This window comes from Parafrigoribacterium mesophilum (genome assembly GCF_039652555.1).
GTDB lineage: Bacteria > Actinomycetota > Actinomycetes > Actinomycetales > Microbacteriaceae > Parafrigoribacterium > Parafrigoribacterium mesophilum.
In genome coordinates, this window is record NZ_JBDJAF010000005.1 from 1 (window position 1) to 16,016 (window position 16,016).

The following is a 16,016-nucleotide window of genomic DNA, read 5'->3' on the forward strand; positions in this document are numbered from 1 at the left end:
GAACTGGAAACAAGCCCTCGCCCAACTCAGCCTGGCCTACCCCGAAAGAATCAACCGCTACCTATAAACCGACACTTACACAGACAACTTGACAAGCTCCGATTGGTGGAAACGCGATACCGGGCCCACCGACCTGGACAACGGAGTCCTACTCTGCCCACCCTGTCACGGCCGCATCCACGACGACGGCTGGATCATCCAGATCCATGACGGACAGGTCTGGTTCATCCCGCCCCCACACATCGACCCCACCCAGACACCACGACTAGGCGGCAAAGCCCGCTACGCCCTACCCCAAACAACCGCCGCCTGAGGCTCGGTCGGCATCGAGGGCGGCGACCGCGAGGCCGAGGGGTGCGGCGACCACCTCCATCCCCGCGTCGCCGTCGTTTAGATCGCTATCTGCCGAGCCAGACCAGCGCCGCCACCACCTGGGCAGACGTCGCCACCCCGAGCGTCGGGTCGATCGCCGGGGCGAAGGACGGCGAGTGGTTGGCCGGGATGTCCTCCGAGACCCGGCCGGCATCTACGGCCGCGCGCCAGTGTACAGCGGGGACGCAACCGACCGTCCAGTACAGATACGGCACGCCGAAGGCATCCGGGATCCGGCTGAAGTCCTCGGATGCGGTCCGCGGGCTCGACGGGAACACCACACCCTCGCCGAAGTGCTCGGTGAAGGCCGCCGCCACGCGCTCGTTGGTGGCCGCGTCGTTGCTGGTCAGCGGAAACTGGTCGTAGTACTCGAACTCCGGGTCCCGGGGCGAGCCGGCCGCGGCGCACTCGCCCCGCACGATCCGCTCGATCGCCGCCATGACCCGGCTGCGCACCTCTGGATCGTAGGTGCGCAGGTTGAGCAGCAGCTCGGCGCGGTCCGGGATGATGTTCGATTTCGTCCCGGCGTTCAACGCGCCGACGGTGACCACCGCGAATTCGCCCGGCGGCACCTCGCGCGACACGATGGTCTGCAGCCGCAGCACGATGGATGCCGCCAGCACCACCGGGTCGACGGCGAGATGCGGCATGGAGCCGTGCGCGCCGCGGCCGTGCACGGTGATCTTGAGCGAGTCGCCCGCTGAAAGAATCGGTCCCGGCGTCGTGCCGATGGTGCCCGCCTCCGCCGGCATCACGTGCTGCGCGAGCGCGACATCGGGCCTCGGGATCTTGCTGACCAGCCCGTCGTCGACCATCGCCTGCGCGCCGGCGCCGGTCTCCTCAGCGGGCTGGAACAGGGCGATGTAGGTGCCAGACCAGGCGGCGCGGCCGTCGGCCATGAGCTTCGCCGCGCCAAGCAGCGCCGCGACGTGCAGGTCGTGCCCACAGGCGTGCATGACCCCGTCGACGGTGGAGGAGTAGGAGAGCCCGGTGGCCTCGGTGACCGGCAGCGCGTCGATGTCGGCGCGGGCTAACGCGGTGGGGCCGGCGCCGTTCGACAGCACGCCGACGACCCCGGTGCCGCCGATCCGCTGCACCTGGAATCCGAACCCGGTCAGTTTCTGTTCGACCTGCTCGGCGGTCCGGTGCTCCTGGCCGCTGAGCTCGGGATGCCTGTGCAGCTCGCGGTACAGGTCACGCTGCCAGGCCAGCTCGTTCTCCAACTGGCCGAGGACGTCCGTCGCTGTCGACATGTGCGTTCCTTTCGAGCAGGCGCGGTTCCTCGATTCTGAGCATGCGGGCCGCCAGTTCGACGGTACCCGCCGGCATCCGTCGCCGTCAGTCGCGCGGGCCATTCTGACCGTAGGTTTGACGCATGGTGCCCGCCGTGTGGTCCCTCGTGTTCGACCCGTTCGGCACGTTCTTCTTCGTCCTGTCGGGTAGCCTGCTGGTGGCCCAACTGTGAGCTCGCCGAACTCCTCGGGCAATCGCTCGACCCGACAATAAACTGCTTGATGGTCGCCGAGGTTTGAAAGCTCGACGGCGAACCAGAAGTGCAGCGGCAGTACCGCCACCACCTTCGAGGGAGCGTCCATGGACTCCTCCGCCTCGCGGCCCGAGGAATCGGCGCCCGGCAGGGTGCTCGTTCTCGGTTCGACCGGTTACCTGGGCGGACGCCTGGTGCCGCGCCTGGTCGAGGCCGGCTACCGGGTGCGCGTGCTGGTGCGAAATCCGGAGCGGCTCGCCGCACTGGACTGGGGTTCGGAGGTGGACATCGTCGTCGGCGACGCCCGGGAGCCCGCCCACGTCGAGCGTGCGGTTGAGGGTGTCGATGTCGTGTACTACCTCATCCACTCCATGGCGAGCGGCAAGGGATTCGCCACGGTTGACCGACGCATCGCACAGGTGGTGGCAACCGCCTCGGCCGCCGCCGGCGTGGGCCGTATCGTCTACCTGGGCGGTTTGAACCCCCCGGATGCCGAGCTCTCCGCGCACCTGGGCTCCCGGGTGGAGGTGGGGAACATCCTGCTCGAGTCCGGCGTGCCCACCGTGGTCTTCCAGGCCGGAGTCGTCATCGGCTCCGGTTCAGCGTCGTTCGAGATGATCCGGCACCTCACCGAGGTGCTGCCGTACATGCCGGCACCGCGGTGGGTGCGCAACCTCGTCCAGCCGATCGCGGTGCGTGACGTCCTGCACTATCTGCTCGCGGCACCCACCCTTCCGGCCGACCTGAATCGCACCGTGGACATCGGCGGTCCGGATGTTCTGCGCTACGGGCAGATGATGAACGGATACGCCGTCGAGGCTGGGCTCCCGCAACGCCACATCGCCGCGCTCCCGGTGCTCACCCCGCGCCTCGCCTCGCACTGGGTAAACCTGGTCACCCCCATCCCCAGGGCGCTCGCGCGCCCGCTCGTGGAGTCGCTGCAGAACGACTGCGTCATGCAGAACCACGACATCGACACGCTGATCCCACCGCCGCCGGGTGGTCTGACGCCGTACCGTCGAGCGGTCTCGCTGGCCCTCGGTCAGGTCGATTCCGATCGGGTGGAGACCAGCTGGCTGGACGCGAAACTCCCACAGGCGCCCAGCGACCCGCTGCCGAGTGACCCGGACTGGGCCGGTCGCACCGTGTTCACCGATGAGCGCACCAAGGCTTCCTCCGCGCGCGTCGAGGCGCTGTGGTCGGTGATCGCCGGAATCGGCGGAGAGAACGGGTGGTACTCGACACCTATCCTGTGGGCGATCCGCGGATGGGCGGACCGGCTGGTGGGTGGTGTCGGCCTACGGCGGGGGAGGAGGAGTCGCTCCACGGTGGCCGTGGGGGACGCCATCGATTTCTGGCGGGTGGAGGCGTGCGAGGAGGGGCGCCTGCTTCGGCTTCGCGCCGAGATGAAGCTGCCCGGGCATGCCTGGCTCGAGCTTCGGTCCGAGCCGGACGGTTCGGGGGCGCGGTACACGCAGCGTGCGGTGTTCTTCCCGAAGGGGCTCACCGGGCGGCTGTACTGGTGGGCGATCGTCCCGTTTCACGGCATCGTGTTCGCGGGGATGCTGAACCGCATTGTGGCGATCGCGGAACGCGCCGGCGCCGGGGCGGATGCGCGCGCCTAGCGTCTACGCATCCGTTGCCGAAGTCCAGTGGCGTTGTCGGTGTGCGCTCGCCCTACGAAGTCAGCCGGCGACGGTGAAGCGCACCTGGTTGCCCCACGGGTCGGCGACAGTCAGTCCGGTGTCATCCTGCTCGAATGCTACGTCGGCGCGTTGCAGGCGCTCGGCCACGCCGTCGAGTTCGGATGCCTCCGGCAGCACCACCGCGAACTCGCCCAGGCCCAGTCCGGCCGGGCGAACGCCGGCGCCGGCGCTGCCCCAGGTGTTGGCCGCGAGGTGGTGGTGGTAGCCGCCGGCCGACATGAAGAGCGCGCCGTTCGCCTCCGCGGTCACCGCGAAGCCGAGCGTGTCCGCGTAGAACTCGCGTGCCTGGTCGACGTCGCCCACCTTGAGATGCACGTGACCCATTGCCGCGTCACCGGTGGGGCGGTCGCCGAGGTGCTCCTGGATGAACGCGTTCGGATCCAGCGGGTCGCTGCCCATCTGGACCTGCCCGCCTTCCCACACCCATTCGCTACTGGGCGTGTCGATGTACAGTTCGACCCCGTTGCTCTCCGGGTCGCCGAAGTAGAACGCCTTGCTGACCCGGTGGTCGGCCGCGCCCTGGAACTGCTCCGGATACTGCGTGGCCATCCGCACCATCGCCTGCGCGAGGGCGGGCCGATCCGGGAACACGATCGCCGAATGGTAGAGCCCGGAATCCTGCGCCGACGCGTGTTCGCCATCCGCCGGCACGAGCCGGATCAGTTCCTCGTCGTTGACGCCGAGGGAGACGGCGTCGTCGGTCTCGCTCAGAATGCCGAGGCCTACACCGGCCTGCCCGTAGAACGCGGCCATGGATGGGAGGTCACGCACCTTCAGCTCCACCGCACCCATGCGGGTCTCGGCGTGCAGGACGCTTTGTGGCACCTCCTCGCCCTGCGCACGAGGGGCATTGGCCGCGGGCGCCACGATGGCGATCACCACGCCAGCGACGAGAGCGGCGAGAGCGGCGAGAGCGGTGATGCTCCAGGTCCAGAGGTGTTTGCGGGCCAATGACGACATGGTGTGGTCCAACCGCCGCGCTATCCGTCGTATTCCGGTCACTTGGACTACCGGTCAGCGCCGACGAGAGGCTTCCATCTCGGCGATGGTGTTCTGGGCGTGCCAAAGACTGTTGTGGAGCTCGTCGTCGATAAAGAACGTCGGGCGCCCGGCCGGCGATCGCTTCCGCGTCACAGCTGTTCGAAGCCTTCGTCGACTCTGTCTCAGTGAACGGTGAGATCGACGATGAGGGGCGGGTGTTCGTGGCGGCGTGAGGCCGACCTCGCGGCGAGCATCGAGTCGGAGGGGCTACGCCCGGAGAACACCCGAGCGTTCCTGGACTCAACCTGTCGTGACGGTGCCATCCGGGTGACCGCAATCGCGGTCACGAAGGTGTTGCCTTCTGTGTCACGGTTTTCGGCGGATGGAGGCCACGGCGAGATAAGGCAGCGTGTGCTCGGGGATTTCAGTGACTTTTTCGAGCGATTCTTTGGACTATTGCCAGGGACGAGCGATAGCCACGGTCAATAGTTAGGGCAGGCATTCTCCCGGCTTCCAGTGACCTCCACGAGCTTGCCGGGAGTACCTGGGCCACAGAAGTCCCGTAGACCCACCCATCGGGGGCGTTCCAATGTCGAGCCTGTCCGGACGCGAGCCAATGTCAGACGTTAGTGGGACAGTTCCGTTGCATGAGACAAACTTGCCTCTTGCGATCAAAGGAGCAATCAAATGAGTACACAAACTAACCGAGTCAAGGTTAAGTTCCAATGCAAGGCCGGGCACTTGCATGAGTCGATTTGTGTCGCAATCGATCGAGGTGTTCCGCCTGAACTGCGGTGTGCTCTTGGTGCATCCAGCGGCACCAGTAATGGCGGAGGTTGCAAGCTACCTGATGACTGGCAGCAGAGAGTGGAGCGCGAGTTGCGCGACAACTTTGAAGAATCGAAGCGAAGAGGATTTGTACTCGTCGTCGAGGGAAAATAGCCTTTCAAGTCGTGATTGGGGGGCGCTGGCACCACTTTGGGCGCCCCTCGGCCGGCCGTGAGTTGGTACTCCTACATCGCCTCGCCGATGTAGGAGTACTTTACGAACACCTCGGAGGCGAGACCGGACTCCTCCAGCACCCCCTGCACCGCGGTGAGCATGTACTTGGAGTCCCAGCCCATGTAGAGGAAGTGGGTTCCGTCCAGTTCGTCCCAGTGCCCGTTCCAGGCCTTCGCCTCGAAGATCGGGCCGCCGCGACGGGCGCTGAACGCGACCACGTGCTCGCGCGCATCCGCCCACAGCCGCTTGAACACCCGGTTGAACAGGTACCTCACGTCGTGCACTTCCCAGTGCTCGCCGCGGTACTCCACGTAGTCGAACTCGCGGTCCCAGCCGAGCGGCCAGCCGCGCCGGCGCTGCGCGTCCAGGATCGGGGTGAGGCCGTCGTCGTCGATGGGCACGGCTGCCGGGCGCGCCCAGATTTGTAGGAACTCCGCGGTGAGGCGGGCGGTGCGCTCGCCGATCGCCGCGGTGCCCCACGCCTCCGTGCCGGCCAGGTCGCGGGTCGCCGCGATCGTGCTCTTTGGATAGATTGAGGTCCGCTTCAGCGGGAACGAGGCATCCATGGCGCGCTCGGCCAGCGGCTGCTCGAGCAACGCCAGGTTGCCGAGCGTCTGCGCCAGCGCTCGGTGGCTGTTCTGCTCGTCCTCGCTGTAGTCGGCCCACTCCCGCACGCCGTCACCGGTCCAGGCCGCGCCGGGCGCCAGCGGGAAGACGTGCTCCACGTCCAGCCCGTCCAGAGTGTCGACCCCTGCCAGCCGGCCGAGCACGTAGGCCGGGTGGGGGAGCGCGCCGTACTTCAGCGCCACCCGCACCCGCTCGTCCGACGGGGTGATCCGGGCGATCGCATTCACCAGCTTGGCCGGGCCCTTGCGCCGCGCCCGGCACAGCCGGGCCACCAGCCGGTCGTTGTTCAGGCCCACCGCGGTGCGGCGCAGCAGCAGCGACTGGATGCGCTCCAGCGTGCCGATCAGGGTGGCCTTGTCCGCGCCGCCCCGCGTGTAGTCGTGGTAGGCCCGCATCACTAGCGGATACATGCCCCGGCCGAACGTGTTCACGTAGCTCAGCTGGCGAGCCAGCTCCGGGTCATCCGCCTGCGCCGGATCGAGCAGGATCCGGTACACCTCCGCGTACTCCCGCCACTCGGTGGCGTGCTGGCGCAGCAACTCGAAGTCGAACCGCGGAAACTCGTGCCGGAACGTGTCGTACACCCCACGCCCGTCGCCGGTGTCGATCTCCCGGCCGGTGGTCATCACCAGATAGTGCCGCCAGAAGCTGCCGATCAACTCGCCGGTGCTCTCCTCGATCGGCACCCAGAACGCGTCCTCGATCTCCCGCTGCTGGGGATGCGACAGCCCCATCAGCATGTAGTTGTGGATCAGCTCGTGGTTGCGCAGCGGCTCGCCGGTGGAGTTCAGGCTCTCGAAGATCTGCTGCGCGTTCGCATCCGTGCCCAGCGTGATCGACACGTGCTCCAGCCGCTGCAGGCCGCGCCAGATCCGCGGCGCCTCATCCACCGGGATCTGGCTGCGGAAGAAGGCGTAGTTGTCATCGAACCGAGACTCGCGCAGCTCGGCGCCGGCCGCCCGACGTTCCAGCACGACCGCCTCGAACACCCGCGCCCACTCCCGCTGCGGCAGCAGCTTGGTGCGGGTCGGGTCGCCGGCGCGCACCAGCACCGCCTGCAACTCGGCGGCCAGCTCCGGGTCGGTGTCCTCGACCGTGTGCTGCAGCGCGGCGATCAGCAGCATCAGCGTGGTGATCCGCTGCTGCCCATCGATGAGCACCAACTCGGCGTCACTGTCGGCGCTCGCGGTGGACAGGATTGAGCCGAGAAAGTGCGTCTGATTGCCCTCGGAGTCGGCGACGGCGCGGATGTCGGCGAGCAACTGCTCGCATCCGCCGATGTCCCAGCGGTACTGCCGCTGATAAACCGGCACCACGATCGAGGCCTGCGTCGCTGAGAGCCAACGAATCGTGTTGACGGCGGTGGCGTCCAGATTCGTGGCTGCGTGCATACTGTGTGGTTCTCTCCTCGGGCCTCGGGCGTTCCCAGTTTATGCGGGATGCCGCTGTTAGGCTGACCTAAGTTGGGCCTGTTAAAACGCGCTGGCCCTCTGACGAAAGGGAATAATCCGCCTCATGGGTTACATCAAGTCCGCCGCTCTGGAAGAGACCGGCTACGTGGTTCTGGACCAGTACGACAAGCACATCGACCCGAAAGAATGGCTCGACATCGAATATGTCGACTGGAAATCCTCGGGGGAGACCCGCTTTGCGCCGCTGGCCAGCGCGAAGGGCGAAATCGAGGTGAACGGATTCTGGAACCACAAGCCGCCGCACACCGACAAGGACGGCGTGTGGATCCCCTCGCAGGTCGAGAAGGCGCCGACCCTGGTGGCCCGCGCCCAGGAGCCGGGCGCGAACGTCGGCCGCTGCCGGGTCATCGAGCTGCAGCCCAACACCTACGCGGACTGCCTGTACAACCTGCACCAGGACGACAACAACCGGCTGAACCCGGACGGCACCGGCTGGGTCGTACGCGGTTTCTTCAATCTCACCGACGACGCCACCAGCTACTTCGTGCTGCGCGACAACCGCACCGATCCCAGCGTCGAATACCGGATCGCGCTGCCGGCCGGCGCCCAGTTGATCGTGGACACCCAGCGACTCTGGCACGCCACCACCTTGAACAGCCCCACGCCCCGCTACTGCCTGATCACCTCGTGGGAGTCCGGCCCCGAGCTGGATGCCTACATCGCCAAGTACAACGGCAAGAGCCGGGTGCCCAGCGTGGAGGTGCCGCAGGAGATCCTCGACGCCGGCCAGGCCGAGCAGACCCGACGCCTCGCCGCGCGCGCCGCCTACTACGCCGCCAAGGGCCGGGCCGAGGTGGCAGCCAAGAGCGAGGCGTAACGCCTGCTCAATATGGGAGGCCCCGGTCGGGCGACCGGGGCCTCCGCCTGTTCAGGGAAAGACCAGCCCCGGGCTATCGGGAGAGACGCAAACTAGGCACGCGCGACAGCCGGGCCCGCGTACCGGGCAGCAAGAGAGCCACGCCGAAGGTGAGGCAGCACAGCGGCAACCCGACGATGATGCCGCCGACATAGGCGGGAAAAAGGCCCTCTCCGACGAGCTCAGCGAGTGACGGGATCGCGAGATCTGTCAGCAATACGAACAGCACAAAAGCCGGGATCACCCCCACCACGGCAGGCCATCGAACGCTCCGGCGCCACGCAAGGAACGCGAAGCCGATGAGCCACGCTGCCAGCCCGATCAGTCCCGCGGAGAGCAGCCCCTGAGTCCCCGCGATCTGCACAACCAGGTAGGCGGACTCGCCCCACCGCTCATCGAGGCTCCGAATGTACGGCACGGTGCCGACAGCCTGCATTCGCATCACGCCGGCAACCGCGAGGAAGCCTGCGGCAAGCGCCGCAACCGCCGTGATCGACTCCAGCGCAAGCGAAACGCCTGCGGCTCGAGCGAATCGGCGCACCCCGAGCGCAGCGACGATGATGGCTACGCTACCGGCGACGAGGGCCAGACCCGACAACGCATAGAACTGGCCGTGTGAAGCAAGATAGCCAAGACTCTCGGTCGGATTGTCTCCGTCGCCACGAGCGCTTCCCGCTGCCAGTTCCAGCGCAGAGACCGCGGCCAGTGCGAGGGCCGCACCGACGAGTGCAAAGCCAGGTGCCCTCGTCAGGTTCATACCGCGAAGGTAGGCCTTCGGTTGCGCTGCGGGAAGCCCAGGTTGGTACACCGCTTGGCCGAAACCGTCGTTGTCGTCGACTGGCAGGGAGCATCCGTCTGGGCGGTACCGCGCTGACGCCGCGTAGTCGGTCCGTGATCTCGGCGGCAGGAACCTCTGCGAGGAGCGCACCGGAGCGCAGACACCGAGTCCAGGGCGTGAGTCGCGGGGCGAAGCGACTGAGGACTTCCGCGAGTTCATGGCCTACGATCCGCGCGTCGACCTTGCCTTCAGGCGTACAAGAAGGACGTGCGGCGGCCGATCGAACCCGACGTGGTCGACCGCGTGGTCGCGTGGTGCACGCGCATTACGGAGTGACGACCACCTTGCCGAGCGCGCGTCCCGTGCCGACGTGGGCGAGCGCCTGAGCCGTCTCGTCGAGCGGGAAGGTGCGATCGATGCAGATGCGAAGGTCGCCGGCGACGCACCTTTCGGCGACGGGCTTGAAGTGCGCGGGTCCCTGGCGGACGACCAGGATTCCCAGCCGGCGACCGGTGAGCACGCCGAGTGCCACCCCCACCGTCACGACGCGGAGGAGGGTGCGCACTGTGCCGCCGACGCAGCGGTAGTGGCCACCGCGGGCCAGCGCCCGCCGGTAGTCGAACACCGAGCGGTGCGCGACGAGGTCGAGCACCAGGTCGAACGGCTCGAGCTGGGTGAAATCCTGGGTGCGATAGTCCACCACCTCGTCGGCGCCGAGCCCCAGCATGAAGTCGAGCTTGCCCGCGTTGTCCACGCCGGTTACGTGCGCCCCGGACCGCTTGGCCAGCTGGATCGCGAACGAGCCCGACCCGCCGCCCGCCCCGTTGATCAGCACGCGCTGCCCGCGCCTCGCGCCCGCCGTGCCCTGTAACGCGATCACTCCCGCCTGGGGCAGCGTCGAGGCTTCGACGAAGCTCAGTTCCTCGGGTTTGCGGGATAGCGAGGCTTCGGGCGCCACGACGTGCTCCGCGAAGCCTCCCTTGAGATTGAGATTGTCGCCGTACACCTCGTCGCCGACCCGGAACCGGGTGACGCCGGAGCCGACGGCCGTGACGCATTCGGCGATGTCGGAGCCGAGTACTCGGCGCGCCGGGGCCCGCAGTCCGCCGATGCGCGCGTATGCCGGCGTTCCGGTCAGCCCCTCCCAGTCCGAAAGATTCACGGAGGTCGCGGCCACTTGGATCAGCACCTGCTTCAGGGCGGGCGCGGGCACCGGAACCTCCTCGACCCGCAGCACCTCTGGCGGTCCGTACCGGTCGTAGACGACCGCCCTCATCCTGATTGGCGTGGTGGACATTCGAGCCAGTGTACCGACCGGCGCGGGACCGGGGTTCGCAGCAAATCCGCAGCCACCCGCGGCCGGCACCGGTCTACCGTCGAATATGGCTCGCTCGGCGACGTGGCGCGTCCAGCGCATCTACCTGACCCTGCTGTTGGGCAACACGCTGGCGGCCTCGTTCATCTGGGGCATCAACACCCTGTTCTTGCTGGATGCCGGGCTGTCGAATTTCGAAGCGTTTGCCGCGAACGCCTTCTTCACCGCGGGGATGGTCATCTTCGAGATCCCGACCGGCGTCGTCGCCGACACGGTGGGCAGGAAGGCGTCCTACCTGCTGGGCACGATCACGCTGTCGCTCACCACACTGCTCTACTGGATGCTGTGGGTCTGGCATGCCCCGTTCGTCTGGTGGGCCATCGTGTCGGTACTGCTCGGGCTGGGTTTCACCTTCTTCTCCGGCGCGGTGGAGGCCTGGCTGGTGGACGCGCTGACCTTCCACGGTTACACCGGCAGCCTGGAGACGGTGTTCGGCCGCGGGCTGGTGGTGACCGGCATCGCCATGTTCGCCGGCTCCGTACTCGGCGGCGTGATCGCCCAGGCCACCAACCTCGGGGTTCCCTTCCTGCTCCGCGCCGGAGTGCTCGCCCTGATGTTCCTGTTCGCCTTCCTGGTGATGAAGGACCTCGGCTTCACGCCCGATCGCTCCCGGGGGCCGCTCGCGGCGACTAGAAACGTGCTCCAACAATCGATCCGGCACGGGCTGCGGAAGCGCTCGGTGCGGTACGTGATTCTGTCCGCGCCCTTCGCATCCGGGGTGGGAATCTACGCGTTCTACGCCTTGCAGCCCTACCTGCTGGAGCTGTACGGGGACAAGACGGCGTACTCCATCGCTGGGCTGGCCGCGGCGGTGCTCTCGCTATCCCAGGTGATCGGGGGAGTGCTCGCGCCCCGGATTCGGGGCCTGTTCGTCAAACGGACCACCACGGTCATCGCGGCCTCCCTGGCCAGCGTCGCCACGCTGGTGATCCTGGGCGTGAACAGCCTGTTCTGGCTCGCGATCGTGGCGCTGGTGGTCTGGGGCTTCGTGGTCGCCGTCGCCGAGCCGGTGCGGGGTGCCTACCTCAACGACATGATCCCGTCCACGCAGCGCGCGACGGTGCTGTCGTTCGACTCGCTGTTCGGTAGCCTCGGCGGGGTCGGCATCCAACCGGCGCTGGGCCGGGCGGCCGATCTCTGGGGCTACGGAACCTCGCTGGTGATCGGCGGCGCGGTGGAGCTGATCGGGATCCCGCTGCTGTTCGCCAGCCGTCGGCAAGACGACCCGGCCGACCGGAACACGACACGGGCGGTCGCCGCGCCGGAAACTCCGGAGGTGCCGTGACGGCGGTCGGGTCGCGCCCCTGTCAGTCGGATGGTCGACGGGTGACGTCGGCGAGCGCGTCCACGATGGCGGCGCAGTCGCGCACCGACTCCGGTGACCAGGCCGGACCGGAGTGCAGGATGACGTGATCGATGCCGAGCTGGGCCACGTCGCGGCAGTGTTCGACGAAGTCGGCCACGCTCTGGTCCGGACCCTGTCGGGTGCTGAGGGTGCGCTCGATCTCGTTCGGGTCGCGGCCCACCTCGTGGCAGTGTTGCTCCAGCACGGCGATCTTGCGGGCGATGGTCTGCCCTCCATCGGGGATGTCGAACAGATTGGCCGCCTGAGCGTACCGGGCAACCAAGCGCAGGGTGCGCTTTTCACCCGAGCCGCCGATGAGGATGGGCGGATGCGGCGACGACAGCGGCCGCGGGTGCAGTTCGGGTGCGTCCAGCGCGGTGTGCCGACCTTGAAACTTCGACTCGTCGCCGGACCACATCCGGCCGGCCAGCTCCAGCGAGTCTTCGAGGTCGTCGAAGCGCTCGCCGGTAGGCGGCAGCGGCATCCCCATGGTGGTCGCCTCCTGTTCGAGGTAGCCGGCACCCAAGCCGAGCCAGGCGCGGCCGCCGGAGAGCACGTCCAGCGTGGTCACCGCCTTGATCAGAAGCGCGATCGGTCGGTAGGTGACGGCGGATACCATCGTGCCCAGTCGCACCCGGCGGGTGGCCCGGGCGAGGAATCCGAGTGCGGTGTACGCCTCGAACACGTCCCGGTCCGCGCCGGCGGTGGGGTCCGCCTGCACCACATGGTCGGGGAGCCACACCGTGTGCAGGCCCACCCCGTCGGCCGCCTTGCCGATAGTGGCGAGCACGTCGCCGAAACGGCGCGGGTCGGCATCCAGCGCGTGGTTGCTGAGATCGATGCTGACGCGCATGCTTCCTCCAACGGTAAGAGGTAACCCCACGATCAATTCGAGCGCAACGCCCCGCGTGGTGAGCCGTAGCCGGAGCGAACGGCACGTCCCTCAGACCCTGGTGCGGTCGGCCGCGGCGCGCGCCCGGGCGACGGCCGCGTGCGCCCGCTGAGACAGTGCGGAGTCCCCGACGTTCGCCGAGGCAAGGTCGGCGCCCACCTCGGCGACGGATGCCGCCAGCCACGCCACCGCCGCCGCATCGACTCGCAGGTTGGGGTTGCAGTGCGCGGCCAGCTCGGAGGCGATCTCGGCGATCTCCGCGGTGACCTCGGCCATCGATACCGGTCCCGTCGACGCCGCCCGCATCGCCTCGGTGCGGTCGGTACTGTTGCTGGGCGCATCCAGCGCCTTTGCATAGCCGGCGGCGTCACCGGTGATGAGCGGCTCGAGTTGCGCGCGCAGCAGGTCCGCCCGCGCGGCTATCGCCTCGGCATCCGGCCGCTGCGTCGTCGACCGGCGCGCCACCTTCGCGGTCAGGCCGGCCGCGAGCGCACCGACCGTCGCCACGAGTGATCCCGCGGCCGGGACCGGATCCGCACCCGCAACATCCTCGAGCAACTCACGCAGGGGACGGTCCAGGTAGTCCCCGGCGGCCCAGCCGGAGGCGCCCATCAGGACAACCCGACGATCTCGCCGTGCTCGTCGATGTCGATGCGTTCGGCCGCCGGCGCGGACGAGAGACCCGGCATCGTGCGCATGTCGCCGCAGATCGGGTAGATGAACCCGGCCCCGACCGACGCGCGCACCTCACGCACCGGCAGCCGCCATCCGGTGGGCGCGCCCTTCACCTTCGGATCGGCCGACAGCGACAGATGCGTCTTGGCGATGCACACCGGCAGGTGGCCGAAACCGGCTCGCTCGTACTTGTCCAGCTGACCGGCTGCCAGCGGCGAGACGTCCAGACCGTCCGCGCCGTACATCTCCCGAGCGATGGTGTCGATCTTGTCCACGAGGGGGAGGTCGTCGGCATACAGCCGGTGGTAGTCCGATGGTTCGGTGCAGGCCTCGGCGACCGCCTCGGCCAGCTCCACCGCGCCCTTGCCGCCCTCGGTGAAGTGATAGCTGATCGCCACCCGCACGCCTTCCTCCGCGGCGACCTCCATGATCGCCCGGTGTTCGCTGTCGTGGTCGGTGGGGAAGGCGTTCACCGCGATGACCGGCACGACTCCGTGGCGTCGGATGTTGGCGATCTGCCGGCGCAGGTTCGCCGCGCCCTCTAGCACGTCGTCGGGGTTCTCGGCCAGCATCTCCGGCGGCAGCGGGCGGCCGGCGACGACCCGGTACTTGCCCGAGTGGGTCTTCAGGTCGCGCACGGTGGCGACCACGACGGCGGCATCCGGCGTCAGGCCCGAGGCACGGCACTTGATGTTGAAGAACTTCTCCGCGCCGATGTCGGCGCCGAACCCGGCCTCGGTGATCAGGTAGTCGCCGGCGTGGATGCCGATCAGGTCGGCGACCACCGAGGAATTGCCGGTGGCGATGTTCCCGAACGGGCCGCAGTGCACCAGCACCGGAGTCTGCTCCACGGTCTGCATCAGGTTCGGCTTGATCGCATCCTTGAGCAGCACCGTCATCGCACCGGCGACCTTGAGCATCTCGGCCGTCACCGGTTCGCCGCCGCGGTTGTAGCCGACGACGATCCGTCCCATCCGTTCGCGCAGATCCGAGAGCGAGTTGCACAGCGACAACAACGCCATCACCTCGCTGGCCGCGGAGATGTCGAAGCCGGTCTGCCGCGGGGTGCCGTCATCGGAACCGCCGAGCCCGGTGATGATGTTGCGCAGGTCGCGGTCGTTGACGTCGAGGACGCGCCGCCAGGTGATCTCGTGCGGATCGAGGTCGAGCCGATTTCCCTTGTGAATGTGGTTTCCGATGATCGCCGACAACAGGTTGTGCGCTGCGGTGACGGCGTGCATGTCGCCGGTGAGGTGCAGGTTGAGCGCCTCCATCGGGACCACCTGGGCGTAGCCGCCGCCGGCCGCGCCGCCCTTGATGCCGAACGTCGGGCCCATCGATGGCTGCCGGATGGCGACGATGCCGAGCTTGTCGATGTGCCGGAAGCCCTGTCCGAGGCCGACCGAGGTGGTGGTCTTGCCGGAGCCCAGCGGCGTTGGGGTGATCGCGCTGACCACCACGTACTTGGCCCGCGGGCGGTCCTGCAGCTCTTCGATCGCATCCAGGGAGATTTTGGATGCCACACTTCCGTAGGGTTCGAGCAGGTGGGGGCCGATGCCCATCTCGGCGGCGATCTCGTCGAGAGGACGACGGATTGCGGCTCGGGAGATGGCGAGATCGGACGGTAGGGCAGCAGTGCGTGTTTCGGCTGGCTTAAGGATGATGCCTCCTGCGTTCTCCTCAGTACTACTTCGGGCCGGGTGTTCCCGAGCGTACCCAACTGTGTCATCCGGGTCGAGACCATTCTGGTCACGCTCACTTGCAGATAGTTGTTGTTCCCAAGGCCCGGGAAGGAGCACAAGGCGCAAGTGACGGGCCAGCGCGTGCTCACTCAGCGGGTCGAGTACTTCCCGATGAAGACACCGGTCGAGGTGGTCACCGAACGTCCGAGGGTCAGCTCGGCGCGGTTACCGGCGCTGAAGAGCTTCGTACCAGAACCCAAGATCAGGGGATGGATTTGCAGGATGTACTCGTCGATGAGGCCGGCCGCCTGCAACGACCGCACCAGTTCGCCGCTGCCGATGATGCTGAGGTTGCCGTCGACGTCGGCGGAGACCCGTGGGACGGTCTCGGTGGCGTCCCCGGGAAGCAGGGTCGAGTTCGGGAAGCTCAGCACCGTGTCGGCGGCGTGGGAGACGACGAACTTCGGCACGTTGATCAGTAACTCGCTGAACGGGTTCGGCTCGGTAGTCGTGCTCCAGTAGTCGAGTACATCATCGTAGGTGCGCCGCCCGAAGAGCATGGCGCCCGGTTTGCTCATCTCCTCGCCCACGAAGTCCATGGCGACCTTGTCGCTGTAGGGGGAGCCCCACCCACCGTGGCGAAAGCCGCCGCGGGTGTCCTCATCCGGGCGCCCCGGAGCCTGCACCACCCCGTCGAGGGTGATGGACTCCGTCGCGCTGATGGTTGCCATGGTGCTGTCCTTCCTCTGCGCGCCCCACCGCCGATT

Annotated in this window: 13 protein-coding genes; 4 read left to right on the top strand and 9 right to left on the bottom strand. The window is 67.7% G+C overall.

The features are described 5' to 3' along the window. Positions 1–88 precede the first annotated feature (88 nt). Positions 89–313 carry an HNH endonuclease signature motif containing protein gene (locus tag ABFX56_RS14055; protein WP_346233984.1) on the top strand — a complete coding sequence of 75 codons (225 nt, stop codon included), beginning with the start codon at positions 89–91 and terminating at the stop codon, positions 311–313. Between the two features lie 85 nt (positions 314–398). On the opposite strand, the gene ABFX56_RS14060 is transcribed toward ABFX56_RS14055, so the two are convergent. Then, on the bottom strand, positions 399–1,625 hold the full coding sequence (locus ABFX56_RS14060; protein WP_346233985.1) for an amidohydrolase: 1,227 nt from the start codon (positions 1,623–1,625) through the stop codon (positions 399–401). 340 nt (positions 1,626–1,965) lie between these two features. Here ABFX56_RS14060 and ABFX56_RS14065 point away from each other — a divergent pair, with 340 nt between their 5' ends. Beyond that, positions 1,966–3,483: an SDR family oxidoreductase gene (locus ABFX56_RS14065; protein WP_346233986.1), complete on the top strand. Its 1,518-nt coding sequence runs from the start codon at positions 1,966–1,968 to the stop codon at positions 3,481–3,483. A gap of 60 nt (positions 3,484–3,543) precedes the next feature. Here ABFX56_RS14065 and ABFX56_RS14070 read toward each other — a convergent pair whose 3' ends face one another. Next, positions 3,544–4,524 carry a VOC family protein gene (locus ABFX56_RS14070; protein WP_346233987.1) on the bottom strand — a complete coding sequence of 327 codons (981 nt, stop codon included), beginning with the start codon at positions 4,522–4,524 and terminating at the stop codon, positions 3,544–3,546. Between the two features lie 1,034 nt (positions 4,525–5,558). Continuing rightward, a complete protein-coding gene (locus ABFX56_RS14075; protein ID WP_346233988.1) occupies positions 5,559–7,565 on the bottom strand; it encodes a DUF262 domain-containing protein in 2,007 nt (668 codons plus the stop codon). Between the two features lie 124 nt (positions 7,566–7,689). Between ABFX56_RS14075 and ABFX56_RS14080 the strand changes: the two genes are divergently transcribed. After that, positions 7,690–8,463 carry a hypothetical protein gene (locus tag ABFX56_RS14080; protein ID WP_346233989.1) on the top strand — a complete coding sequence of 258 codons (774 nt, stop codon included), beginning with the start codon at positions 7,690–7,692 and terminating at the stop codon, positions 8,461–8,463. Between the two features lie 73 nt (positions 8,464–8,536). On the opposite strand, the gene ABFX56_RS14085 is transcribed toward ABFX56_RS14080, so the two are convergent. Together ABFX56_RS14085 and ABFX56_RS14090 are read right to left on the bottom strand one after the other, a co-directional pair. Next, the gene (locus ABFX56_RS14085; protein ID WP_346233990.1) at positions 8,537–9,259 is read right to left on the bottom strand and encodes a hypothetical protein; all 723 of its coding nucleotides are present in this window, start codon (positions 9,257–9,259) and stop codon (positions 8,537–8,539) included. A gap of 346 nt (positions 9,260–9,605) precedes the next feature. Then, positions 9,606–10,577 (bottom strand): NAD(P)-dependent alcohol dehydrogenase, encoded by a 972-nt coding sequence (locus ABFX56_RS14090; protein ID WP_346233991.1) that lies wholly within the window; start codon positions 10,575–10,577, stop codon positions 9,606–9,608. A gap of 85 nt (positions 10,578–10,662) precedes the next feature. Between ABFX56_RS14090 and ABFX56_RS14095 the strand changes: the two genes are divergently transcribed. Further along, on the top strand, positions 10,663–11,940 hold the full coding sequence (locus tag ABFX56_RS14095; protein ID WP_346233992.1) for an MFS transporter: 1,278 nt from the start codon (positions 10,663–10,665) through the stop codon (positions 11,938–11,940). 22 nt (positions 11,941–11,962) lie between these two features. Here ABFX56_RS14095 and ABFX56_RS14100 read toward each other — a convergent pair whose 3' ends face one another. From ABFX56_RS14100 to ABFX56_RS14115, 4 genes are all read right to left on the bottom strand, one after another. Further along, entirely contained in the window at positions 11,963–12,853 is an 891-nt protein-coding gene (locus tag ABFX56_RS14100) for a TIGR03560 family F420-dependent LLM class oxidoreductase (protein WP_346233993.1), read from the bottom strand. Positions 12,854–12,943: 90 nt separating this feature from the next. Continuing rightward, positions 12,944–13,504, bottom strand: a complete 561-nt coding sequence (locus tag ABFX56_RS14105; RefSeq protein ID WP_346233994.1) for a cyclodeaminase/cyclohydrolase family protein — start codon at positions 13,502–13,504, stop codon at positions 12,944–12,946. After that, entirely contained in the window at positions 13,504–15,228 is a 1,725-nt protein-coding gene (locus ABFX56_RS14110) for a formate--tetrahydrofolate ligase (protein WP_346234126.1), read from the bottom strand. The genes ABFX56_RS14105 and ABFX56_RS14110 overlap by 1 nt, the downstream gene beginning before the upstream one ends. Before the next feature lie 170 nt (positions 15,229–15,398). Beyond that, on the bottom strand, positions 15,399–15,980 hold the full coding sequence (locus ABFX56_RS14115) for a dihydrofolate reductase family protein (protein ID WP_346233995.1): 582 nt from the start codon (positions 15,978–15,980) through the stop codon (positions 15,399–15,401). Positions 15,981–16,016 lie beyond the last annotated feature (36 nt).

Bases quoted from the DNA above. Each gene is read 5' to 3' on its own strand.
- ABFX56_RS14060 (WP_346233985.1), bottom strand. From the start codon at position 1,625: ATGTCGACAGCGACGGACGTCCTCGGCCAGTTGGAGAACGAGCTGGCC.
- ABFX56_RS14075 (WP_346233988.1), bottom strand. From the start codon at position 7,565: ATGCACGCAGCCACGAATCTGGACGCCACCGCCGTCAACACGATTCGT.
- ABFX56_RS14105 (WP_346233994.1), bottom strand. From the start codon at position 13,504: ATGGGCGCCTCCGGCTGGGCCGCCGGGGACTACCTGGACCGTCCCCTG.
- ABFX56_RS14090 (WP_346233991.1), bottom strand. From the start codon at position 10,577: ATGTCCACCACGCCAATCAGGATGAGGGCGGTCGTCTACGACCGGTAC.
- ABFX56_RS14085 (WP_346233990.1), bottom strand. From the start codon at position 9,259: ATGAACCTGACGAGGGCACCTGGCTTTGCACTCGTCGGTGCGGCCCTC.
- ABFX56_RS14100 (WP_346233993.1), bottom strand. From the start codon at position 12,853: ATGCGCGTCAGCATCGATCTCAGCAACCACGCGCTGGATGCCGACCCG.
- ABFX56_RS14095 (WP_346233992.1), top strand. From the start codon at position 10,663: ATGGCTCGCTCGGCGACGTGGCGCGTCCAGCGCATCTACCTGACCCTG.
- ABFX56_RS14080 (WP_346233989.1), top strand. From the start codon at position 7,690: ATGGGTTACATCAAGTCCGCCGCTCTGGAAGAGACCGGCTACGTGGTT.
- ABFX56_RS14070 (WP_346233987.1), bottom strand. From the start codon at position 4,524: ATGTCGTCATTGGCCCGCAAACACCTCTGGACCTGGAGCATCACCGCT.
- ABFX56_RS14065 (WP_346233986.1), top strand. From the start codon at position 1,966: ATGGACTCCTCCGCCTCGCGGCCCGAGGAATCGGCGCCCGGCAGGGTG.
- ABFX56_RS14115 (WP_346233995.1), bottom strand. From the start codon at position 15,980: ATGGCAACCATCAGCGCGACGGAGTCCATCACCCTCGACGGGGTGGTG.